Genomic DNA, 23,428 nt, shown 5'->3' with positions numbered 1-23,428 from the left:
CTACTTCAGGTAACCAAGGCCGGGGTGTACGGCCGTGTAGCCGTCGACCAGTCGGCGGGCCACGTCTACGGAGTCCACGAGCGGGTGCAGGGCGAAGGCCTTCACCGCGGTCGCGTGGGAGCCCGACTCGGCCGCGGACAGGACTTCCCGTTCCACCGCCTTGACCGCGCACACCAGTCCGGTGGCGTGGTCCGGCAGTGGATCGACGGCGACGGGATGCGCGCCGTTGGCGTCGACCAGACAGGGCACCTCGATGACGGCCTCCGCGTCGAGCACGCTCAGCGTGCCGCGGTTGCGGACGTTGAGGATCAGAGTGGTGCGCTCGTCGCGGGCGATGGCCCGCATCAGCGCGAGCGCGACCTTCTCGTAGCCGCCGGAGAGGTCGTCCGCGTCGCGTTCGCCCGCGCCGGCCGCGTCCCGGTTCTCCGCCATGTACGTGGCCTCGCGCTCGGCGCGGGTACGGTCCCAGGCGGTCAGGGCCTCGGCGTCCGGGCGCTTCATCTCCTCGTAGAACCGCGCCTGTTGGTCGCGCAGGAAGGCGCCGCGGGTCTTCTCGGCCTCCTGGTAGGCGCGGACGGCTTCCCGGTTGAAGTAGTAGTAGTGCAGGTACTCGTTCGGGACGGCGCCCAGGGACTGGAGCCACTCCGGGCCGAAGAGCTTGCCCTCCTCGAAGGAGCCGAGCAGCTCGGGGTCGGCGAGCAGGCGGGGGAGTTCGTCGCGGCCCGCGACGCGCAGGCCGCGCACCCAGCCGAGGTGGTTGAGGCCGACGTAGTCGATCCACGCCTCGCGCGGGTTCGCGCCGAGCACCTTGGCGATACGGCGGCCGAGGCCGACCGGTGAGTCACAGATGCCGATCACGCGGTCGCCGAGATGGCGGGACATGGCCTCGGTGACCAGACCCGCGGGGTTGGTGAAGTTGATGACCCAGGCGTCGGGGGCGAGGCGGGCCACGCGCTGGGCGATGTCGACGGCGACGGGGACCGTGCGCAGGCCGTAGGCGATACCGCCGGCGCCGACGGTCTCCTGGCCCAGCACGCCTTCCTCGAGTGCCACGCGCTCGTCGTTCGCGCGTCCCTGCAGGCCGCCGACGCGGATCGCGGAGAAGACGAAGTCGGCGCCGCGCAGCGCCTCGTCGAGGTCGGTGGTGACGGTCACCTCGGGCGCGTCGGGGACGCCCGCCGCCTGCTCGGCCAGCACGCGGGCCACGGCGGAGAGCCGTCCGGCGTCCAGGTCGTGCAGCACCACCCGGGTGACGCGGCCCTCGGCGCGGTCCCCGAGGAGCGCCCCGTACACAAGCGGTACGCGGAATCCGCCGCCGCCCAGAATGGTCAGCCTCACGCCGTCTCCACCTTTCCTGTCACGACCACCTGCACGCCCGCCTCGTCCAGCGCGGAACGCGTCACCGCGTCCACCGGCGCGTCGGTCACCACCACGTCCAGCTCCTCGGGACCGCAGACCCTCGCCATGCCCGTCCCCGGGAACTTGGCCCGGTCGGCGAGCAGGACCACCCGCTCCCCGGCCTTGATCATGGCGCGCTTGACCGGCACCTCGACCACCGTCGTGTCCATCACCTGCCCGCCGGGCCGGACGCCGCTGGTGCCGAGGAAGAGCCAGTCGGCGTGCAGCTGGCGCAGATTGTCCTCGGTGAGGAAGCCGACGAGGGAGCGGTACTCGCGGCGGACCATGCCGCCGAGCAGCACCAGCTCGATGTCCTCGTCGTCCACCAGCTCCTCGTAGACGACGAGATTGCTGGTGATCACGGTGATCCGGCGGCCGTGCAGCTGTCTGGCCAGCCGGTAGGCGGTGGTGCCGATGTCCAGCAGCACGGACTGGCCGTCCTGGATCATCGACGCGGCCTGCGCGGCTATGGCGTCCTTCTCGGGCACGCGGACCTCGGCGACCTCGGCGAAGGGCTGGTCGCCCTCGTCCACGACGGCGCCGCCGTGCACCCGCGTCAGCAGGCCCTCCTCCTCGAGTTTCAGCAGGTCACGGCGGACCGTGGCCGGGCTCACGCCCAGTTGTTCGGAGAGATCGGTCACGGCCGCGGGCCCGCCGGAGCGCAGGGCCCGCAGGATGAGTTGATGTCGTCGCTCTGCCAGCACGCCATGAACACTACTCGTCATTCTCAATCATTTCTATGCTCAGTTCTGCTCGACCCTTGCCAAATTCCTCCGAGGCGCGCACGATCCTGTGCACCGCTTGCAGACTTTTGACGAGAGGAAGAGCCCGTGGGCGACGAACGGCCCGATGTCCTGCTGACCGGGCTGCTCTTCTACGACCTCGTCCTGACCGGACTGGGCAAGCCGCCGACGCCGGGCCAGGAGATCTGTACCGAGGGCATGGGCGTGAGCCCCGGCGGCATCGCCAACCTGGCCGTCGCGGCCTCCCGCTACGGTCTGCGCACCTCCCTGGCCACGGTGTTCGGCGACGACGCCTACGGCTCGTACTGCCGCAGCGTCCTTGCCGGCCAGGAGGGCATCGACCTCTCGCTCTCCCGTACCGCGAACGGCTGGCACACCCCCGTCACCGTCTCGCTGGCGTACGGTCAGGACCGCGCCCTGGTCACCCACGGCCAAGAACCCCCTACTCGCAGGACGTTCTGATGGGCGACCCGCCCGCCGCACGAACCGCCCTCGTACACATCGAGGCCGAACCGCGCGCCTGGCTCGCCAAAGCCGCCGCGAACGGCACCCAGATCTACGCCGACGTCGGCTGGGACCCCACCCAGCAGTGGTCCACCGACCTCCTGGACCAGCTCTCCCTGTGCCACGCCTTCCTCCCCAACGAGACCGAGGCGATGGCGTACACGCGCACCGACAGCGCGCTCGCCGCGCTCGGGACGCTCTGCGAACTGGTGCCGGTCGCGGTCGTCACGCGCGGCGGCGACGGCGCGGTCGCCGTGGACCAGACGACCGGCGAGTACGCCGATGTGCCCGCCCTGGACATCGATGTCCTGGACGCGACGGGCGCCGGGGACGTCTTCGGCGCGAGCTTCGTCGCGGCCTCGCTCGGCGGCTGGCCGCTTCAGGAGCGGCTGCGCTTCGCGGTCCTGGCCGCCGGGCTCTCCGTACAGCGGCACGGCGGCGCCCTCGCTGCACCCGGCTGGTACGGCGTCCACCGGTGGTGGCACTCCCTCGAGGATCCCGAACTGCGCGGCGCGTACGGCTTCCTGGCCGACCGCCTTCCGGCGGACCCCGGCCCGCCCGTCCGCTACGCACCCGTCACCCCCCAATGATCCGCACCCCGAACTCAAAGATCCGAAAGGCGGTGGGAGCTGTGCGGCTCTCACGAAGAGGCCTGCTACGCGCGGGCCTGGCCGGTTCGGCCGCCACGGCGCTCGGCGGCCTGGCGACCGGCTGTGCCGTTCCGACCGGTTCCACCGGCCGGAACATGGTCCTGTGGTACTGGAGCGGCGGGCTGAGCCCGAAGGTCGCCCAGGACGCCAGGGCCCGCTACGACAACGCGGTGAACCTCCAGGCCATTCAGATCGGCGGCTACTACCGCTCGAAGCTGATGACCACGATGACCGGACGCGCCCACATCCCGGACATCGCCGGGCTCAAGGGCGAGGACATGGCCTCGTACCTGCCGAACTCCGACCAGTTCGTGGACCTGCGCACACTCGGCGCCGACAAGCTCAAGGACCAGTACTGCCCTGGAAGTGGGACGAGGGCATCGCCGAGGACGGCTCGATGGTGGGCTTCCCCATCGACTGCGGGCCGGTCGCGCACTACTACCAGCCGGCCGTCTTCGAGAAGGCCGGACTGCCGCACGAGCCGGGCGACGTCTCCAAGGAGCTGGACACCTGGGAGAAGTTCATCGCGGCCGGTGAGCAGCTCAAGAAGCGCCTCCCCGGCGCGTTCATCCTGACCGACGCCCTCAGCATCTACGGCATCTCGGTCAACCAGTCGACCAAGCGGTTCGTCGACAAGGACCGGCACTTCATCGGGGACCAGGAGCATGTGCGCACCGCCTGGGACCGCGCGGTCGAGGCCACCCGTCGCGGACTGGTCTCGAAGATCGTCAACGGGACGCCCGACAACATATCGGCCACCGAGCGGGGCCTGCTGCCCAGCCAGCTGAACGCCTCCTGGGCGGCCGGCGACATCAAGCTCAACACGCCGAAGACCAAGGGCAAGTGGCGGGTGGCGAGCTGTCCGGGCGGCCCTTCCAACATCGGCGGCTCGTTCCTGGCGATCACCAAGGCGTGCCGGGAGCCGGAGAAGGCCTTCGAGATGATCACCTGGATGCTCGACGCGGGCAACCAGGCCCAGGGCTTCGTCGACTCGGTGCTCTTCCCGTCGACCCCCGCGACGTGAGGGTGGGCGCACGGCTCGACGGCGAACTGCGGGTGGACTGCCGGGTGCGGCACACGGCGGGCGCCCTGCCTCCCGGTTGGTACGTCACCGGAGAGCTGGACGGCCAACTCCTCGTCCACGACACGGAGTTCGACCGCTTCAACGAGGAGGACGGCCGCGTCTCCGACTTCCTCGGCGAGGCACGGCTGGGCACCGTCGTACGCGATGTCCGCCCCTGGACGGCAGAGACGCCCGACCTGTACGACCTGACCGTACGACTGCACCGCGCCGACGGCTCGGTTGCCGACGCCTCGCACCACCGCGTCGGCTTCCGCGAGGTCGAGATCCGCGGCCGGGACCTGCTCCTCAACGGTGAGCGGATCTACATCCGGGGCGTCAACCGACACGACTTCCATCCGCTGACGGGACGGACCGTGTCGTACGCGGAGATGCGGGCGGACCTGGAGCTGCTGAAGCGGTTCGGGTTCAACGCCATTCGCACCGCGCACTACCCCAATGACCCCGGGCTGCTCGATCTCGCCGACGAGCTCGGCTTCTACGTCGTCGACGAGGCGAACATCGAGGCGCACGACCACGCTCACGAGATCGCCGACGATCCGCGTTACACGGCCGCCTTCGTGGACCGGGTCTCGCGGATGGTGCTACGGGACATGAATCATCCGTCGGTCGTCATCTGGTCTCTGGGCAACGAGTCCGACTACGGCGCGAACCACGACGCGGCGGCGGGATGGGTCCGCCGCCACGACCCGACCCGGCCCCTCCAGTACGAGGGCGCGGCCAAGCTCGACTGGGCCGATCAGACCGTCGCCTCCGACATCGCCTGCCCCATGTACGCGCCCATCGAGGACTGTGTCGCGCACGCCCTTTCCGGCACGCAGACCAAACCGCTCATCCAGTGCGAGTACTCACACGCCATGGGCAACAGCAACGGCACGCTCGCCGACCACTGGGCCGCCATCGAGTCAGCCCCGGGGCTGCAGGACGGTTTCATCTGGGAGTTCTGGGACCACGGCATTCTGCAACGCGTGAACGACGGAAGACCGGCCGGGCGCGGTGGCGCCGGGCTGTATGACAACGGTGTCGCGGCGCCGGGCCACCGCTGGGCGTACGGCGGGGACTTCGGCGAGACGATCCACGACGGCGCGTTCATCGCCGACGGGATCGTCTTCCCCGACCGCACGCCGAAGCCGGTGATGTACGAGCACCGGGAGATCGCGGCGCCGGTACGGCTGTCCTACGCGGCGGCGAGCTCGGGGTCGCCAACCGCCAGCACTTCCGCGGCCTGGAGTGGCTGGCCGCCGAGTGGGCGCTGTCCCTCGCGGACGGCGGCACTCTGACGGCTCCGGCCGAGCTGCCCGACGTACGACCGGGCCAGTCGGCCTCCCTGCCGCTCCCCTTCGACCTGCCCGAGGACGGCGGCGAGGCATGGCTGACGCTGCGCGTGACGACGGCCGACGACGAGGCGTGGGCGCCGCGCGGCACGGAGGTGTGCGTGCCGCAGGTCCAGCTGCGGTCCGCTTCCGTGGCTCCGATGACCGCGGACGGCCCGCCCGTAGAGGTCGACGAGGAGGGGCTCCTCGTCCACCCCCTGCTCACCGCCTCACCGGTGCTCTCACTGTGGCGCGCCCCGACCGACAACGACGAACTGGGCGGCATGGCGGAGCGCTGGCGGGCCTGGGGGCTCGACACGCTCGTACGCAAGGTCGTCGGGGTGCGGCGGGAGGACGGACGCGTCACTGTGCTGGCCGAGTACGACACCTGGGCGGGCGTCGTGCGCCACCAGCAGGTTGTCACGCGCGTCGCGGGCGGGGTGCGGGTCGAGGAGTCGGCCGAGCTGCCGGACGGGCTCGACGATGTGGCGCGGGTGGGATGTGCATTCGAGACCGTCCCCGGGCTGGATGTCCTGGAGTGGTACGGGCAGGGCCCCTGGGAGTCGTATCCGGACCGCGGCAGCGGCGCGCCCGTGGGGCACCACTCCGTCGCCGTCGACGAGTTGTTCACCCCGTATCTGCGCCCGCAGGAAAGTGGCGGACGCCACGCCGTACGGCACTTCACGCTGTCGGCGCCCGACGCGACGGGCCTCTCGGTCGCGCTGGACGAACCGCGCCAGGTGTCCGTGACCCGGTACCGGGCCGAGGACCTGGCCGCCGCCACCCACCATGACGAGCTGGTGCCGCGGCCCGGCTGTGTCGTGCACATCGACGCCGCGCACCGGGGCCTGGGCACCGCGTCCTGCGGCCCCGACACCTCACCCGAGTACCTCATCGCGCCGGGCACCCACCACTGGTACCGGACCCTGCGCGTGCTCTGACCTCACTCGCACCCCACCTCTTTGACGGAGCAGACGTGTGTACTTCGCATGCCCAGACGGAGGCCGAGCAGGCCGGTGCCGGCAGACGCACCTTCCTACGGGCCACGGCGCTGATCGGCGCGGCGGCCACCACCACGGTGGCGCTCCCCGGGACGGCCCGGGCGGCCACGCGTGAGGCGGTGAACACCGACACCCAGCAGCCGGGCGGCGACTTCTGGCCCGGCCGGTTCAGCCGTACACACGTGGGCGTGACCGGCTACGGCTACCGCGCGCTGATGGCGGGACTGCGCGCGGGCCGGGTCTGGCTCGACCACGGGCATCTGCTGGACGGACTCGGCGTCCGCCTGAAGCGGGACTGCGACCACGGTGGGGGCGTCACCATGGGCGGCCGGATACGCGTCCGCAAGGGCGAGAACCTCTCCCTGTCCGTCACCGTGACGACCGCCTCGCACCCCAACCCGCATGGGATTCTTGCCGAGTTGGCGCATGTCGACGTGATCCGCGGGGCGGTGACCGGCCCGGCGGCCGACCGCGACGACTGGCGGGCGCCCGACACCAAGGTCGTGCGCACTGTGGACGTGACGGGCCGGAAGGGGACGTACATCCTGCGCATCCCCCTGGCAGCCGGCGACGAGTCCTTCTACGTCCGGCTGCGCGGCAGCGACGGCAACCGCAGTGGCACCGGGTATCTCGGCGCCTCGGTCGACCCGCACGGGCCGATCCCCCACGTGCCCGGAAACGGTGACCCGTGGGTCGATACATGGTTCTATGCGAACCCGGTTTTCGTCGATGTGGAAGGTGCCCGATGAGACGTCAGTTCCTCGCTGCGGCCTGTCTGTTAGCAGCATTCGCGGGCGGCATGGGTACGTCGACCGCCGTCGCCGGTGAGCCGCGCTGGACCGAGACCGGCACGGCGTACGTCGACTCGCTGAGCGGCGGCGAGGGGCTGGCGAGCCGGGCGGACGGTTCGCTGCTGTATCGCGGACTCGGCACCATCCCGCTCGGTCCGCGCATCGAGGGCTGGAACCATGTGGGCGACCCGGACATCGCCCAGGGCTACGTGTTCGACGCCTATCAGGGCTCGGACTCGGCGACATCGAAGATGTTCGCCGTCACCACGCCGGCCGGTAAGCGCTACGAGTACGTCCACCGGCTCGACCCGGGCGAGAAGCTGAACAACTCCTTCGCCACCGTCTCACCCGACGGCCAGTGGCTGGTGTCGGGCGAGTGGGGCGACCAGAACCGGCTCCAGGTCTTCCCCGCGCCCCTGCTCAACCCGTCCACGCCGCCGAAGGGCGGGGCGCTGAACGAGGCCTGGCAGATCACGCTCGACACGCCGGTGCGCGATATCCAGAGCTGCGACTTCGTGACCGCGACCCGGCTGGCATGCGTCTCGGACGACGGCTCCCGCACCCTGTTTCCCGAGGACCGGCCGGTGCTCCAGGTGGACTTGGAGCATCAGTTGGACGGCCGGCCGGTCACGGGTCACGTCACGAGCCTCTTCGCCGTGCCGCAGCGCAGCCTGTGCACGGCCGGGACGTACGAGGCCGAGGGCGTGGACTACGACGTCGTACGCGGGACGCTGCGCGTGGAGGTCATCCAGCCCGGCGCGTGCGTCCTCGCGACGACGGTCTACTCGTATCAGCAGAGGTAATTCAGCAGAAGTGAATCAGCAGAGACAAAAGGGTCAGGCGTAGAACCGCGACAGGCTCTGCAGGACGGCGGCGGGCTTCCCGCCGCCGTCGATCTCTATCGTGCCGTCGACGGCGATCTGGACCCCGCCCGGCACGTCCTCGACCGAGGCGAGCTTCGCGACCAGCCGGATCCGCGAGCCGACCTTCACCGGCGAGGGGAAACGCACCTTGTTGAGGCCGTAGTTGACCTTCGTCGACACGCCGTCGACCTCCAGCAGCTCGGTGAAGAGCGGGACGAAGAGGGAGAGCGTGAGATAGCCGTGCGCGATGGGTGCGCCGAAGGGGCCCTGGGCCGCCTTCTCCGGGTCGACGTGGATCCACTGGTGGTCGCCGGTCGCGTCGGCGAAGGTGTTGATCCGCTCCTGGGTGACCTCGATCCACTCGCTGGTGCCGAGGTCACTGCCGGCGAGCTTCTTGAGTTCGTCGAGGCCGTTGACGGTGATGCTCATGGGGTTCCTTACTGGTTGCCGTAGCGCGTACGGACACGGGACTTGAGGAGCTTGCCGGAGGCGGTGCGCGGCAACTCGTCCGCGACCACGACCGACTTGGGGATCTTGTACTTGGCGAGGCGCCCGGCGAGCGACGCGAGGACGGCGTCGGGGTCGAGGTCGGCTCCCTCGCGGGCGACGACGACTGCGCGCGGCACCTCGCCCCACTTGTCGTCGGCGACGCCGATGACGGCGCATTCGACGATGTCGGGATGGGCGAGGAGGAGGTCCTCGATCTCGGCGGGGTAGATGTTCTCGCCGCCCGAGATGATCATGTCCTTGATGCGGTCGACGATGAAGACATAGCCGTCCTCGTCGATCTTCGCGGCGTCACCGCTGCGAAACCAGCCGTCGGCGAAGACGGCGGCCGTCTCGTCGGGCAGCCCCCAGTAGCCGGGCATGACATGCGGTCCGCGGACGACCACCTCGCCGGTCTCCCCGATGTCGACCGGCGTGAAGTCGGGCCGTACGACCCGTACATCGCTGAAGAAGTGCGGCACTCCCGCCGAACCCGCCTTGCCGACCGCGTGTTCCGCGTCGAGGAAGAGGGTGCCGGGCGCGGCCTCCGTCATGCCGTAGCCCTGCAGGAAGGTGAGCCCGCGCTCCTGGTAGGCGGCGATGAGCGGGGTCGGCACGGGTGAGCCGCCGCAGGTGAGGATGCGCAGCGAGGACAGGTCGGCGTCGGCCCAGCGGGGATGGCGGGCCACCTGGTCGAACATCGTCGGCACGCCGAACATGAAGGTGATCCGGTGCTGTTCGACGAGGTCGAAGGTGGCCGCCGGGTCGAAGGACTCGACCAGGACGCAGGTGCCGCCCTTGAGGAGCACCGGCAAAGTGAGCATGTTCAGACCCGCGGTGTGGAACAACGGGGCGCAGACCAGGGCGCGTTCGTCGGCGATCAGGTCGTGGTCGACGAGGACGTTGACCGCGTTCCAGGTCAGGTTGCCGTGGGTGAGCATCGCGCCCTTGGGGCGGCCCGTGGTGCCCGAGGTGTACATGATGATGCAGGTGTCGTCGGCGGTGACGGGCTGGTCGACCGGTTCGTCGGAGGCCCCGGCGATCAACTCCTCGTAGCGGGCGCCGACTTCGACGAACGTACGTACATCGGTACTGCCCGGCAGACCCGCGACGAGCCCCGCCAGCGTCGGTGCGTACACCAGCGCCCTGGCTCCCGAGTCGCCCAGTTGGTAGGCGATCTCGGGCCCGGCGAGGCGCGGGTTGAGCGGCACGAAGACCGCGCCCAGGGCGCCCGCCGCGAAGAGGGTTTCGAGGTAGGCCGGGTGGTTGGGGCCGAGATAGGCGATCCGGTCGCCGCGGCGCAGGCCCAGCGCGCGCAGGGCCTGCGCGAGGCGGGTCGTACGGGTGTACAGCTCGGCGTAGCTGACGCTGCTGTCGCCGTGGATCAGGGCGGTGCGGTGCGGGGTCTTGCGGGCCCGGCGTGCGGGCCATGAGCCCAGTCCCTCGTTGCGCATCTGAGGCCCCTTACGGCGTGAGCCCGAGCAGACGGGCGGCGTTCTCCTTGAGGATCTTCGGCTTGACCTCGTCCTTGATCGGCAGCTTCTCGAAGTCGGCGAGCCAGCGGTCCGGGGTGAGGACGGGATAGTCGGAGCCGAAGAGGACCTTGTCCTTCAGCAGCGTGTTGGCGTACTGCACGAGCTGCGGCGGGAAGTACTTCGGTGACCAGCCGGACAGGTCGATGTGGACGCCCGGCTTGTGGGTGGCGACCGCGAGCGCCTCGTCCTGCCAGGGGAAGGACGGATGCGCCAGGATGATCTTCAGATGCGGGAAGTCAGCGGCGACGTCGTCCACGTGCAGCGGGTTGGAGTACTTGAGCCGGATTCCGCCCCCGCCGGGCACACCTGCGCCGATCCCCGTCTGCCCGGTGTGGAAGAGGGCGATGGTGCCGGTCTCCTCGATCACCTCGTACAGGTCGTACGCCACCGACCGGTCGTTGGGGAAGAAGGCCTGGATGCTGGGGTGGAACTTGAAGCCCTTCACCCCGTACTCCTCGACCAGACGGCGGGCCTGCCTGACCCCGGCCTTGCCGCGGAAGGGGTCGATGGAGGCGAACGGGATCAGGACGTCCGGGTTGGCGGCGGCCGCCTCGGCGACCTCCTCGTTCGGGACGGGCGCGGTGCCGGTGGCGGATTCGGCGTCCACCGTGAAGATCACGGCGGCCATCTTCCGCTCGCGGTAGTAGGCGGCCGTCTCCTCCAGAGTCGGCTTCCGCTTGCCCTCGACCTTGAAGTAGGCGCTGGAGGCGTCGTGCAGATCGTCGTCGAGCGAGGAGTGGCCCTTGGAGGACACCTCTGCGTGGGTGTGGACGTCGATCGCGACGAGTTCGCTGATGTCCATCACGCCTCCGGGAGCTTCGGCGCGGGGATCCCGACGGTCTGCGGTTCGGCGCCGAGGGAGGTGGCCCAGACGTCGCAGAGCGCGTCCGGGGTCCAGCCGCCGTCCGCGTACGCCGCCTTGATCTCCTGCGGATGCGACCAGAGTGCCACCTTGTCGCCGCCGATGCCGATGGCCTGACCGGTGACCCCGCGGGCCGCGTCGGAGGCGAGGAACGGGACGAGGGCGGCGCAGTCCTCGGGGGTGCCGAAGCCCTCGCCCTTGCGGAGGAAGTCCGGGAGCGGCTCGCCGTCGCGCATGGCCTCGATGTAGGGGGCGAACGCCGGGATGGTCTCGGTCATGGCGGTCGCCGCGACCGGCACGATCGCGTTGACGGTGATGCCGGCGCGGCCCAGCTCCATCGACCAGGTACGGGCCATGGCGGCGATGCCCGCTTTCGCGGCGGCGTAGTTCGTCTGACCGAAGTTGCCGCGCTGTCCGGCCGGCGAGCCGACCAGGATCAGGCTGCCGCCCTCGCCCTGCTCGCGCATGCGTACGGCGGCGGCGCGGGCGCAGGTGAAGGTGCCCTTGAGGTGCGTGGTGATCACCGCGTCGAAATCGTCGTCGGTCATCTTCCACAGGACCTTGTCCCGCAGGATGCCCGCGTTGGTGACCAGGATGTCGAGCCGTCCGAACTCCTCCACGGCGCGATTGACCAGGCGATCCGCGGCCTCGCTTGTGCCGACGGGGACCACCTCGGCCACGGCGGCGCCGCCCGCCTCGGTGATCGCCTTGACGGCTTGCTCGGCGACGGCCTCGTCCACGTCGTTGACGACCACGCGGGCTCCGGCGGCGGCGAGAGCGTACGCGTAGGCCAGGCCGAGGCCACGGCCCGAGCCGGTGACTACGGCGACCTTGCCGGTGAGATCGATGCTGGGCACGACGGGGTCCCTTCGAGAAACGGATCACCTGCGGAGGGCAGGAACCAACGAGATCGAAGCTAAGGACAATCATTGTTGCCGTCAATAGTTGTTGCTGACCCGTCTGTGCGGCATGCTGTGCGGAACACGTACGTATCGCCCCCCGCCGGGGCCCGGCCCAGGGAGCCCGTCATCGCAGGCCAGCAGCGCGCCACAGATCATGCCGAGGGCCCTGCCCCCATCGACGCCCGGGAGCCTTGGATGCGCGCACTGCACGCGGACACCGGCTATCTGCTGTACCGCCTGGGGCTGCGCTCGGGGCAGCTGTTCAACGCCTTTCTCCAGGAATCGGGGCTACGGCTGCGCCACTACGCCCTGCTGCGCTTCCTGGCCACCACCGAGGGCGCGCTCCAGCGGGAGCTGAGCTCACGGCTCGGCTACGACCCGAGCGCGATCGTCGGACTCGTCGACGACCTCGAGAAGCTCGGTTTCGCCGAGCGCCGCCCTTCGCCGGACGATCGCCGCAGCCGGATCGTCGTGCTCACCCAGGACGGCCGGGCCTTCCTGCGCGACACCGACGAGGCGGGCCTGCGCGTCACCAACGATCTGCTCGGGCCCCTGGCCCCCGCCGAGCGGGACGCCCTGCACACGCTCCTGCAACGGGTCGCGGACACCGAACTGAACTCATGACCGCCCTGTCCGCGCCCGACCGCCTCCTCGCCGTGCTCGCCGCCTTCGACCACGAGCACACGGCGCTGTGCCTGACCGACATCAGCAGCCGCGCCGGACTCACCCTCACCACCGCGCACCGGCTGGTGGGCGCGCTCACCGAGTGGGGCGCCCTGGAGCGGGACGAGGGCGGCGTCTACCACGTGGGCCTGCGCCTCTGGGAGATCGCGGCACTCGCCCCGCGCGGCCTCGCGCTCCGGCAGATCGCCCTGCCGTACCTGGAAGACCTGTACGAAGCGACGCACGAGAACGTGCAGCTGGCCGTCCGCGACGGCTGCGAGGTCGTCTACATCGAGTGGATCTCCGGACGCACGGCGGTCGGCGTCCGCATCCAGGTGGGCGCCCGCTGGCCACTGCACGCGACGGGTGTGGGGCTCGCGCTCCTCGCGCACAGCGACGCGGCATTCCAAGGCGCCTACTGCGAGCGCCCGTTGGCCGCCTTCACGCCCTACACCCTCACCGATCCGGTCCGCCTGCGCCGCGTCCTCGCCGAAGTACGACGCGCGGGCGTGGCGGTGAGCAGTCGTCAGGTCACCGACGATGCCCTGTCGGTGGCCGCCCCGGTGCGCGGCGCGGACGGGACGGTCGTCGCGGCCGTGTCGGTGGTGGTACCCCAAGTCGACGCCCAGGTAGCGGTGTTGGTCCCGGCGGTGCGGCTGGCGGCGCGCGGGATATCCCGAGCGCTGGGGTGGCAGCCGCACACCCCGGTCCAGCCACGGTCTTAGAGCACCGGGCACACCCCTCCCATCGGTGAGGACTCCGTCGCACAGCAGGACCAGAACCCGGCCCACTCAACCGGGCAGCGCGGCGAGCAGCCGTCGGTCCCGGGGGCCCGAAGGGACTCCAGCGTGGTACACCCGGAAACCGAGGTCGCCGACCACCAGGAACTGGTCCCTGGCGGCCTCAGCGCGAGGGTGGCACCGCAGGACCCGGCCCACTCAACCAGGCAGCGCGGCGAGCAGCCGTCGGTCCCGGGGGACGCGGGACTCCATCGCGCTACACCCGGAAACCGAGATCGCCGACCACCAGGAACTGGTCCCTGGCGGCCTCAGCGCGAGGGTGGCACCGCAGAACCCGGCCCACTCAACCAGGCAGCGCGGCGAGCAGCCGTCGGCCCCGGGGGACGCGGGACTCCATCGCGCTACACCCGGAAACCGAAGTCGCCGACCACCAGGAACTGGTCCTGGCGGCCCCAGCGCGAGAGTGGCACCGCAGAACCCGGCCCGCTCAACCGGGCAGCGCGGCGAGCAGCCGTCGGTCCCGGGGGGACGCGCCGCGGTCGAGGCGGGCGTCCAGCAGGCGCCGGGCCGCGTCGCAACGGCCCGCCGCGACAAGGGCGTACAGCAGGGTCTCCTCGACGACCTCGCGCTGGGCCGCGCTGCCGCCGACCCTGCGGAGCACGGGCAGGAGGCGGTCGAGGCCGCGGGCGGCTTCGTGGAACCGTTCCTCGACGACGGCGGCGAAGGCCTCGCACAGCGGGACGATGACCTCGCGCTGTACGGGGTCGGCCCCGGCGGCGTGGTCACGCAGACGGCGCAGCGCCGCGAGGTCCCCGGCGGCGGCGAGGGCGACCGCCGCATGCAGGGCGGTGAACGCGGTCGCGGGTCGCTCCACGACGTCGCGCGCCACCGTGTCCAGGACGTCCGCTGCGGGCATCGGCCCCCGCCAGCTGTCGCTCAGCCGGGCCCGCCACAGCAGCGACCCCGAGTCGACCAGGGCCCGCACCCCGCTCACCCGCCCCGGCGCGAGCTGCGCGAACCACCGCCTGCGTACGGCGGCGGGGTCGTCCAGCGCCAGCTCGTGCAAGGCGATGTGCCACGAGAAGTGCGCCCGGTGCACGGCGCCCCGGCCCTGCCCGGACACCCAGGCGTCGAGCCAGTCACGGCCCGCCCGGTGCGCGCCGGACTCGTAGTGGACGTGGGCGAGCGCGTGCACGGCGTGCCCGGCGGCGGGTTCGGCGGCCAGGGCGCGGTGGGCCAGTTCGGCGGCCTCGTGGAAGCGGCCCTGTCCCTGGCGAAGGAAGGCTAGGAGCGAGGTGTGGAACCAGTGCCCGTCGTACGCGGGCGAGGTGCGCTCGACCAGGCGCAGCGCGTAGGCGTCGTCGAGGTCGTTGATGCCGGAGAAGGCGATGGTGGGCACGGCGGTGGCGAGCGCGAGCGCGTCGGCGGGATGCGCGGCGAGGTGCCCGAGCAGCGCGCCGGCACCCCCGTCCGCCGCATCGCCCTGGACGCGGCGGGTGACGACGTCCACGAAGGACCGCTCCCGCTCGTCGGCCCGTTCCCGCGCCGAGCGCTGCGCGTCCGCCAGCGCCCTCGGCACGTCGACGCCGGCGCCGCACTCATGACCGAGCAGGGCGAGCGCGGCGTGCCCGAGCGCGAAGCCGGGATCGAGAGCGACGGCGCGCCCGAAGGCGTCCTCGGCACCGGCCCTGACCTTGAGGACCCGGTCGAGTCCGGTGCGGTAGGCGGCGGCCGCTTCGGCGTGGGTGGACAGGGCGAGCCCGTGCGCGTCGACGGGACCGCGGCGCGCGGTACGTCGCCTCCGCGACAGGGGCGCGAGCAACTCCTGGGCCAGCGCCGCGGCTTGGACGCGGATCTCCGGGACGGCGGTGGTCTCCCACAGCTCGCCGCGGCGCGGGGCGCCGAGCGTGAACAGCGGGCGTTCGGCACGGCCTTCGGCGTCGAGGAGACGGCCTTCGCGGGTCGCGACGCCGAGGCCCAGGGGGCCGGGAACGGCCGCACCGGAGTCGAACAGCGAACGCCACAAGGGGTCTTCGGGTCGTGGGCCGGGCCCCGTGCAGTCGATCACCCAACCCGCTTGGATTTCAAGGCGATTGGAGAGGGTGACCAGCACCTGGCCGTCCTCCCGCACGGCGGCGTTCGTGACCGCGCCGGCGTGCACGCGCAGTCGCCGGGACGTGCGAGCGCGGGCCACCGACTCGGCCGTCAGGGGCGCCATCCGATGGCGGTGGGTGTTCCACAGGGCGCCCTCGCGCTCCAGGAACGCGGCCCGCTCCTCGGGAGTGAGGCTGCGCCACAGCCGCGCGGTGTGAGGCCGCAGGCTGTCGAGCGCGGGGCGCCAGTCACCGCGGGTGCGGACGGCGCGGCCGATGTGCCGGTAGACGGCCCTGCGCAGCGCGGAGAGCGACGGCGCGTCCAGCCCTTCGGGGGCGGCCATCGCCTCGGCGGGGCTGAGCGCGTGCGGTTGCGGCAGCAGGCCGTTGCGGGAGGCGGCGTGCACGGTGCGCCCGGGCCGGTCGAGGCTCAGGGCCAGGTCCACCGCCGTGAGGCCCGTGCCGACCAGCAGCACGTCGGCGGTGTCGGCGAGCGGTCCGTCGAGGGCGCCGGGCGCCCAAGGGGACGGTATGAAGCGCTCGGACGTACGCAGTCCGGGCGGGGCCCAGTCGCCGCGCGTGGCCGCGGGCCCGGTGGCGAGCACCGCGCTGTCGGCCCTCAGGCGTCCCCCGTCGGCGAGTTGGAACTCCACTCCGCCTTCGGGGGTGCCCGTACAGCTCTGCGCCCGGGTCCGCAGCCGGCCTACGGCGACAGTGCCGTGGGCGCGGATGATCGCCTGGGCCAGCGCGTCGGCCAGGTAGGCGCCGTACCGGTAGCGGGTGGCGAAGTCGGCACCTCTGACGTCGGCTTCGCCGTGCCGGCACAGCCAGCGGGTGAAGTGTCCGGGGTCGTCGGGGTAGCAGCTCATGCCGCTCGCGGGCACGTTCAGGCGGTGCCGGGGGTCGGGGGTGGCGTACGCGCTGCCGCGCCCGGCCTCCGGGGCGGGGTCGACCAGGACGAGGTCGAAGGGCACCCGGCGGCGCGCCGCCGTCTCACACAGCTGCACGGCCGTCAGCGTGCCGGCGGCGCCGGCTCCGACGATGGCCACGGTGTGCCGCTTGCGGGCTGGAATCACAGATACCTCCGGCGGGGTCAGCCGCGGGCTCGGTAAGCGGAACTCCTTCTTCACTACGGCGACCGGTGAGGTGGAAAACGGCTGCCGGTGCGGGGATCTCACCGGAAACTCAGGGCGCCGGTCGGCTGCTCATACTCTGCTCACCCTCACAGGGCACCGGACAACCGTGGTTCCGGCCGTCTCTCAGAGTGTCTTCACAGGAATCTCAGGTGGGGCTCCTCTGATTCAAAGATTCAACCCAGGGAAGCGGCGCAGGATCACCGAGCAGTGGTGGTGATCTATGAAAGGCGTGCCGTGGGCGTCCCTCAGATATCCAACCGGTCCGACCGGCCCGCGTGGTCCCGGCGCGGACTTCTCGCCCTGCTCGGTGCCGCCGTACCGGCCGTCGCCCTGACGGGGTGCGGCGCCTCGGCCGACGCATCGGAGGGAGCGGGCGCGACGGCGACGGCCGCCGGGAGCACAAAGGCCAAGGCCAAGACGCCGACCTTCACAGTGACGCCCGCCGACGGCACGAAGAAGGCCGACTTCACGAGCCCGGTCGAGGTCGCCGTGGCGAACGGCACCCTGTCGAGCGTCAAGGTCACCGGCAACGACAATTCCACCCTGGCCGGTTCCCTCAACGACGCCCGTACGAAATGGACTTCCGCCAAGAATCCGTATTCGGGCACCGCATACACGGTCACAGCGAAGGCATCGGGGGCCGACGAGCACACCTCGACCTTCGTCACCAAGTCCCCCGGCGAGACCTTCGTGGGCTATTTCACGCCCGAGGCGAATGCGACCTCCGGCGTCGGCATGCCTGTGTCGATCAACTTCACCAAGGCGGTGCGGGATCGGGCCGCCGTCGAGAAGGCGATCACGGTGACGGCGGAGCCCGCGGTCGAGGTGGCGGGCCACTGGTTCAGTGACACCCGGCTCGACTTCCGGCCCGAGGAGTACTGGGCCGCGGGCACGAAGATCACGCTGAGCCTGCGCCTCAAGGACGTCGAGGGTACGGACGGCGTCTACGGCACGCAGTCCAAGGACGTCACCTTCCACATCGGCCGCCTCCAGATCAGCACGGTCGACCTGGCGAAGAGGACGATGACCGTCGAACGGGAGGGTGCGACCCTGGCCACCTATCCGGTCAGCGGCGGCGACGCCGACCACACCACCTGGTCCGGGATCATGGTGATCAGCGAGCGGTTCAAGCAGACCCGGATGGAGTCCTCGACCGTCGGCCTCGGCGACGAGTACGACATCAAGGACGTCCCGCACGCCCAGCGCCTGACCACCTCCGGCACCTTCATCCACGGCAACTACTGGGCCTCGACGTCGGTCTTCGGCAGCAGCAACACCAGTCATGGCTGCGTCGGTCTGCACGACGCCAAGGGCGCGAGCGACAGCTCGGTGCCGGGTTACAAGTTCTACGAGAGCTCGATGCTCGGGGACGTGGTGATCGTCAAGAACTCGGGCGAGAAGACGGTGGACCCGGCCAATGGGCTCAACGGCTGGAACCTGTCCTGGGCGGACTGGAAGGCGGGGAGCGCCCTCTAGCGACACCTCCTGAGGGTCCTCGCGAGAGTCCCCTCTTCACATCGTGAACTCCCTTCCGCCCAAGGGAGTTTCTTTGGTTTACCTCTTGACGACCGGAGTGACAGAGAGCACATTGTCCGCGCAGCTGCTGTGAGAGCGCTCTCAAGAAACGATGGGAGCGCTCTCACGGCCACCCGCGCACCCCACTCCGTACCGAAGAGGCACCCATGAGTGAAACTTCCGGCACACCTGTCAGACGCGACTCCCTCAGGCGCGTACTCATCGCCGTGTTCAGCACGCTCAGCCTGGCCGCGGCCGCCGCCACAGCCGCCACCCTCCCCGCGAACGCCTCCGCCCCCACTCCCCCGTCCGGCTGGTCCCAGGTCTTCCTCGACGACTTCAACGGGGCCGCCGGATCCGGTGTCTCCACCAGCAACTGGCAGTACGACACCGGCACCAGCTATCCGGGCGGCGCCGCCAACTGGGGCACCGGCGAGGTCGAGACGATGACCTCCAGCACCAACAACGTCGCCCTCGACGGTAACGGCAACCTGCTGATCACCCCGCGCCGCGACTCCGCCGGCCACTGGACCTCGGGCCGCATCGAGACCAACCGCACCGACTTCCAGCCCCCGGCCGGCGGCAAACTGCGCGTCGAGGCGCGGATCCAGATGCCGAACGTGACCGGCGCCGCCGCCAAGGGCTACTGGCCCGCCTTCTGGACGCTCGGCGCCCCCTACCGCGGCAACTACCAGAACTGGCCGAGCGTCGGCGAGCTGGACATCATGGAGAACGTCCAGGGTCTCAACACCGACTGGGCCACCGTGCACTGCGGCACCAACCCGGGCGGGCCCTGCAACGAGACATCGGGCATCGGCGGCAACACGCCTTGCGCCGGCACGACCTGTCAGGCCGGTTTCCACACGTACGCGATGGAGTGGGACAAGTCGACGAGCCCCGAGGAGATCCGCTTCTACCTCGACGGCGTCAACTTCCACACGGTGAAGGCGAATCAGGTCGACGCGACGACCTGGGCGAACGCCACGAACCACGGCTACTTCGTCATCCTGAACGTGGCGATGGGCGGCGGCTTCCCGGACGCCTTCGGCGGCGGTCCGGACAGTGGCACGGAGCCGGGGCACCCGCTGGTCGTCGACTACGTACAGGTCCTTCAGTCGAATGGTGGGAGCGGTACCACTCCTCCCCCGTCGGGCAACCGTGACGCGTACAGCGCGATCCAGGCCGAGTCGTACGACAGCCAGGCGGGCGTCGGGACCGAGACCACCACCGACACGGGCGGCGGCCAGAACATCAGCGCCCTCGCGAACGGCGACTACGCGCTCTACAAGGGCGTCAACTTCGGTTCCACGGCGGCCAAGCAGTTCTACGGCCGGGTGGCGAGCGGCGCGGCGGGCGGTGTCAGCGGGCTGGTCGAGGTGCGCCTCGACAGCCGTACGAGCGCGCCGATCGGCAGCTTCTCGGTGGCGGGCACCGGTGGCTGGCAGTCCTGGCGGACGGTACCCGCGAACATCAGCTCCGTCACCGGCACCCACGACGTCTATCTGACCTTCACCAGCGGCCAGCCGGCGGACTTCGTGAACGTCAACTGGTTCAACTTCGGTCACTGACTGGGAAATTGACGGGTGATCGCACACGCCCCGGCCAGGTCCAGGGCGCCACGCCCCAAGGTCAGGCGGCTGGTGACGGCTGTCCTGACCGCCCTCCTCACGGTGCCGGCGCTCGGCCTGGCCGGGGGCGGTGCCCGCGAAGGCCGCCGCCGACCGCACCGAGAGCGTCACCTCGACCGGCGGCGGGGGCGGCGCCAGCAGTTTCCCGATCGCGTTCCAGAACAACGCCCGTGGCGCGTTCGGTGGCAACCCCATCCAGGTCGACCGGTTCGGCTTTCCGGTGACTGCGGCTGACGCAGACGTCCAGCGGCCACGACACCGCGCGAGGCGTCACGCTGACCCGCGCCTCGCCGGTGCAGATCCTGGGCAACGAGAACCCGCCGACCGGGCAGACGCTCGGCATCGGCGCGTGATCTCCAGGTAGTGAACGGAAGGGGGCGGGCCTGGAGGCCCGCCCCCTTTCAGCGCAGTTCCGCCCGGAACGCCACCGGAGTCGTGCCGGTGTGCTGGTGGAAGTACTTGGAGAAGTTGGCGGAGTCGGGGAAGCCCACGGCGGCGCCGACGCGGCCGATGGGCATCTCCGTGTGGGCGAGGAGGCGCTTGGCCTCCAGGATCACCCGCTTGTCGATGAAACCCTTGGGGGTCTCGCCGGTGGCCGCGCGCACCGCGCGGACCAGGGTGCGGCGGGAGTAGCCGAGCGCGTCGGCGTACGCGCTGACGCTGTGGTTGCTGGCGAAGCCCTTCTCGACCGCGTCCCGGAATCTGGTGAACGTGGTGTCGGTCGGCTGCCGAGCCGCCTCGGCGGAGCTCGCCGCGAGATGCGCGAGACGCAGCAGGAACGCGGTCAGGGAGTGCCGCAGCACCGAGGTGTGCAGGCTGAGCGGCAACGTGGCCGTGTCGACGTACTCGCGTTCCAGCTGGGTCAGTGAGTGTTCCAGGGCGGTCAGCTGGTCCGTGTCGGGGCGCAGCAGCGGGGGCAGGTCGTAGCGGTAGAGGCCGGTCGCCTCGACGGTGGCCCGGGGGAGGAAGCCGGGCTGCATGGTCAGGACGGTGCCGCCGTAGCGGTCGGTGCCCGAGAAGCGGTGCACCTGGCCGGGGCGGATCCACAGGATGTCACCGGCCAGGGCCTCGTACTCGGCGAAGTCGATCATGTGTCGGACGGGGCCCGCGTGAAAGAGCATCACGACGTGGAAGTCGATGCGGTGCACGCGCTCCAGGGGGGCGTCCGCGTGCCAGACGCGGCCGGTTCCCATCGGGCCGACCTGCATGCCGACACCGGAGAGGCTCAGGTCGACGGGAAAGGGAAAGGTTCTGATCCCGTCGCCTTCTTGGGCGGCTCGGGTGGTTCTGTCTGCCATGTCCCTCTCGCGGCGGCTCGGCCCTGCTGTCGATGTCCCACTTTCACCGAAGGCTGACACGCGGGCACCTTCCCCAGCAAAAGTCAGACTTTTAGTTTTGAAGGCGCGCCACCAGTGATGGCCCGTCTCGTGAGGACTTCTTGAAGATGAGCACGCACAGCCCCGACAGTTTTGAGTGGACCGACCTGGACCAGCGTGCCGTCGACACGGCCCGCCTGCTCGCGGCCGACGCCGTCCAGCAGGTCGGAAACGGTCACCCGGGCACCGCGATGAGCCTGGCCCCGGCGGCGTACACCCTCTTTCAGAAGGTGATGCGACACGACCCCGCCGACCCGGAGTGGACCGGCCGGGACCGCTTCGTCCTCTCCCCCGGCCACACCTCGCTGACCCTTTACACCCAGCTCTTCCTGTCTGGCTACGAGCTCGAACTGGACGATCTGAAGGCGTTCCGTACGCACGGGTCGAAGACGCCGGGGCACCCCGAGTACGGGCACACGGCGGGTGTGGAGACGACGACCGGGCCGCTCGGCCAGGGTGTCGCCAACGCGGTGGGCATGGCGATGGCCGCCCGCTACGAGCGCGGTCTGTTCGACCCCGAGGCCCCCGAGGGCGAGTCACCCTTCGACCACACCATCTGGGCGATCGTCTCGGACGGCGACCTGGAGGAGGGCATCTCCGCCGAGGCCTCCTCCCTCGCGGGCCACCAGAAGCTCGGCAACCTGGTCTTCGTCTATGACGACAACCACATCTCCATCGAGGGCGACACGGCGACGGCGTTCTCCGAGGACGTCCTGAAGCGGTACGAGGCGTACGGCTGGCACGTGCAGCGGATCGAGCCCGCCCTGGGCGGCGACATCGACGTCCACGCGCTGTACACGGCGTTGAAGACGGCGCAGGCCGAGACCGGGCGCCCCTCGATCATCGCGATGCGCACGATCATCGCCTGGCCCGCGCCGAACGCGCAGAACACCGAGGCCTCGCACGGCTCCGCGCTCGGCGCCGAGGAGATCGCCGCGACCGAGCGCCTTCTCGGATTCGACCCCGCGCGCTCCTTCGAGGTCTCGGACGAGGTGCTCGCCCACGCCCGCCAGGCACTCGACCGCGGCGCCGAGGCCCACGCCGCCTGGGACAAGCGGATCGCCGAGTGGCGCACCGCCGCCCCCGAGCGGGCGAAGCTCTTCGACCGGGTCGTCGCCGGTCAGCTGCCCGAGGGCTGGGAGGCCGCGCTGCCGGTCTTCGAGGAGGGCACGTCGGTCGCCACCCGTGCCGCCTCAGGCAAGGTCCTCCAGGCGCTCGGTGCCGTGCTCCCCGAACTGTGGGGCGGCTCCGCGGACCTCGCGGGCTCGAACAACACGACCATCGACAAGACCTCCTCCTTCCTGCCGAAGGGCAACCCGCTGCCCGAGGCCGACCCGTACGGCCGCACCGTCCACTTCGGCATCCGCGAGCACTCCATGGCCGCGGAGATGAACGGCATCGCGCTGCACGGCAACACCCGCATCTACGGCGGCACCTTCCTGGTGTTCTCCGACTACATGCGCAACGCCGTACGCCTGTCCGCCCTGATGCAGCTCCCGGTGACGTACGTGTGGACGCACGACTCCATCGGCCTCGGCGAGGACGGCCCGACGCACCAGCCGGTCGAACACCTGGCCTCGCTGCGGGCCATCCCGGGCCTGAACATCGTCCGCCCGGCCGACGCCAACGAGACCGCGATCGCCTGGGCCGAGATCCTCAAGCGGCACGCCACCAACCCGGCCCCGCACGGACTGGCGCTCACCCGACAGGGCGTACCGACGTACCCGGCCAACTCCGATGCCGCGCGCGGCGGTTACGTCCTGAGCGACTCCTCCACCGAGACCCCCGACGTGATCCTCATCGCCACCGGCTCCGAGGTCCAGCTCGCCGTCGCCGCGCGCGAGCGGCTGGAGGCCGGCGGTGTGGGTACGCGGGTGGTGTCGATGCCGTCCGTCGAGTGGTTCGAGGAGCAGTCCGCCGAGTACCGGGAGCGAGTGCTTCCGCCGTCCGTGAAGGCCCGCGTGGCGGTCGAGGCGGGCATCGGCCTGACCTGGTACCGGTACGTCGGTGACGCAGGACGCATTGTTTCGCTCGAGCACTTCGGCGCCTCCGCCGACGCCAAGACCCTGTTCGCCGAGTTCGGCTTCACCGCCGACAACGTCGCCGCCGCCGCGCGGGAATCTCTTACCGCAGTCCGCGGTTGATCCG

At 70.8% G+C, this 23,428-nt stretch carries 14 protein-coding genes and 4 pseudogenes; 10 read left to right on the top strand and 8 right to left on the bottom strand.

All coding sequences use genetic code 11. From position 1 onward, the window contains the following. Positions 1–1,338 (bottom strand): 6-phospho-beta-glucosidase, encoded by a 1,338-nt coding sequence (locus AB0D27_RS03605; RefSeq protein ID WP_362501585.1) that lies wholly within the window; start codon positions 1,336–1,338, stop codon positions 1–3. Beyond that, complete coding sequence (locus AB0D27_RS03600; RefSeq protein WP_362501583.1) at positions 1,335–2,102, bottom strand: DeoR/GlpR family DNA-binding transcription regulator; 768 nt, start codon at positions 2,100–2,102, stop codon at positions 1,335–1,337. The genes AB0D27_RS03605 and AB0D27_RS03600 overlap by 4 nt, the downstream gene beginning before the upstream one ends. A gap of 126 nt (positions 2,103–2,228) precedes the next feature. On the opposite strand from AB0D27_RS03600, the pseudogene AB0D27_RS03595 reads away from it, so the two are divergent. From AB0D27_RS03595 to AB0D27_RS03575, 5 genes and pseudogenes are all read left to right on the top strand, one after another. Next, positions 2,229–3,235, top strand: a pseudogene (locus AB0D27_RS03595) (carbohydrate kinase family protein). 41 nt (positions 3,236–3,276) lie between these two features. After that, positions 3,277–4,316: pseudogene (locus tag AB0D27_RS03590) on the top strand (substrate-binding domain-containing protein); the annotation flags it as partial. After that, positions 4,313–6,630 (top strand): annotated as a pseudogene (locus AB0D27_RS03585) (glycoside hydrolase family 2 TIM barrel-domain containing protein); the annotation flags it as partial. The pseudogenes AB0D27_RS03590 and AB0D27_RS03585, both read left to right, overlap by 4 nt. Before the next feature lie 179 nt (positions 6,631–6,809). Continuing rightward, positions 6,810–7,439, top strand: a pseudogene (locus AB0D27_RS03580) (histidinol-phosphatase); the annotation flags it as partial. Next, positions 7,436–8,284, top strand: coding sequence for a hypothetical protein (locus tag AB0D27_RS03575; protein ID WP_362501581.1), 849 nt, complete (start codon positions 7,436–7,438; stop codon positions 8,282–8,284). The pseudogene AB0D27_RS03580 and the gene AB0D27_RS03575, both read left to right, overlap by 4 nt. 33 nt (positions 8,285–8,317) lie before the next feature. On the opposite strand, the gene AB0D27_RS03570 is transcribed toward AB0D27_RS03575, so the two are convergent. From AB0D27_RS03570 to AB0D27_RS03555, 4 genes are read right to left on the bottom strand one after another with little or no spacing between them, the layout of a single operon-like run. Further along, a complete protein-coding gene (locus AB0D27_RS03570; RefSeq protein WP_362501579.1) occupies positions 8,318–8,773 on the bottom strand; it encodes a MaoC family dehydratase in 456 nt (151 codons plus the stop codon). Positions 8,774–8,781: 8 nt separating this feature from the next. Beyond that, positions 8,782–10,284 (bottom strand): long-chain fatty acid--CoA ligase, encoded by a 1,503-nt coding sequence (locus AB0D27_RS03565; protein ID WP_362501577.1) that lies wholly within the window; start codon positions 10,282–10,284, stop codon positions 8,782–8,784. Between the two features lie 10 nt (positions 10,285–10,294). Next, positions 10,295–11,167: an amidohydrolase family protein gene (locus AB0D27_RS03560; RefSeq protein WP_362501575.1), complete on the bottom strand. Its 873-nt coding sequence runs from the start codon at positions 11,165–11,167 to the stop codon at positions 10,295–10,297. Next, positions 11,167–12,084: an SDR family oxidoreductase gene (locus AB0D27_RS03555; RefSeq protein WP_362501573.1), complete on the bottom strand. Its 918-nt coding sequence runs from the start codon at positions 12,082–12,084 to the stop codon at positions 11,167–11,169. Before AB0D27_RS03555 ends, AB0D27_RS03560 begins: the two co-directional genes overlap by 1 nt. A gap of 240 nt (positions 12,085–12,324) precedes the next feature. On the opposite strand from AB0D27_RS03555, the gene AB0D27_RS03550 reads away from it, so the two are divergent. Continuing rightward, complete coding sequence (locus AB0D27_RS03550) at positions 12,325–12,753, top strand: MarR family transcriptional regulator (RefSeq protein ID WP_362501571.1); 429 nt, start codon at positions 12,325–12,327, stop codon at positions 12,751–12,753. After that, positions 12,750–13,517 carry an IclR family transcriptional regulator gene (locus AB0D27_RS03545; RefSeq protein ID WP_362501569.1) on the top strand — a complete coding sequence of 256 codons (768 nt, stop codon included), beginning with the start codon at positions 12,750–12,752 and terminating at the stop codon, positions 13,515–13,517. The genes AB0D27_RS03550 and AB0D27_RS03545 overlap by 4 nt, the downstream gene beginning before the upstream one ends. 502 nt (positions 13,518–14,019) lie before the next feature. Here the strand turns inward: AB0D27_RS03545 and AB0D27_RS03540 are convergent. Further along, entirely contained in the window at positions 14,020–16,701 is a 2,682-nt protein-coding gene (locus AB0D27_RS03540) for an FAD/NAD(P)-binding protein (RefSeq protein ID WP_362501567.1), read from the bottom strand. Between the two features lie 294 nt (positions 16,702–16,995). Here AB0D27_RS03540 and AB0D27_RS03535 point away from each other — a divergent pair, with 294 nt between their 5' ends. Then, positions 16,996–18,237, top strand: a complete 1,242-nt coding sequence (locus tag AB0D27_RS03535) for an Ig-like domain-containing protein (RefSeq protein ID WP_362501565.1) — start codon at positions 16,996–16,998, stop codon at positions 18,235–18,237. Positions 18,238–18,443: 206 nt separating this feature from the next. After that, entirely contained in the window at positions 18,444–19,844 is a 1,401-nt protein-coding gene (locus AB0D27_RS03530) for a glycoside hydrolase family 16 protein (protein WP_362501563.1), read from the top strand. 461 nt (positions 19,845–20,305) lie between these two features. Here AB0D27_RS03530 and AB0D27_RS03525 read toward each other — a convergent pair whose 3' ends face one another. Next, positions 20,306–21,202: an AraC family transcriptional regulator gene (locus AB0D27_RS03525; RefSeq protein ID WP_362501561.1), complete on the bottom strand. Its 897-nt coding sequence runs from the start codon at positions 21,200–21,202 to the stop codon at positions 20,306–20,308. Positions 21,203–21,348: 146 nt separating this feature from the next. Between AB0D27_RS03525 and tkt the strand changes: the two genes are divergently transcribed. Further along, positions 21,349–23,424: a transketolase gene (tkt, locus tag AB0D27_RS03520; protein WP_362501559.1), complete on the top strand. Its 2,076-nt coding sequence runs from the start codon at positions 21,349–21,351 to the stop codon at positions 23,422–23,424. Positions 23,425–23,428 lie beyond the last annotated feature (4 nt).

Source organism: Streptomyces sp. NPDC048415 (assembly GCF_040651675.1).
Lineage (GTDB): Bacteria > Actinomycetota > Actinomycetes > Streptomycetales > Streptomycetaceae > Streptomyces.
Note: the sequence above shows the minus strand (reverse complement) of the source record. Positions and strands in the feature narration are given on the sequence as shown.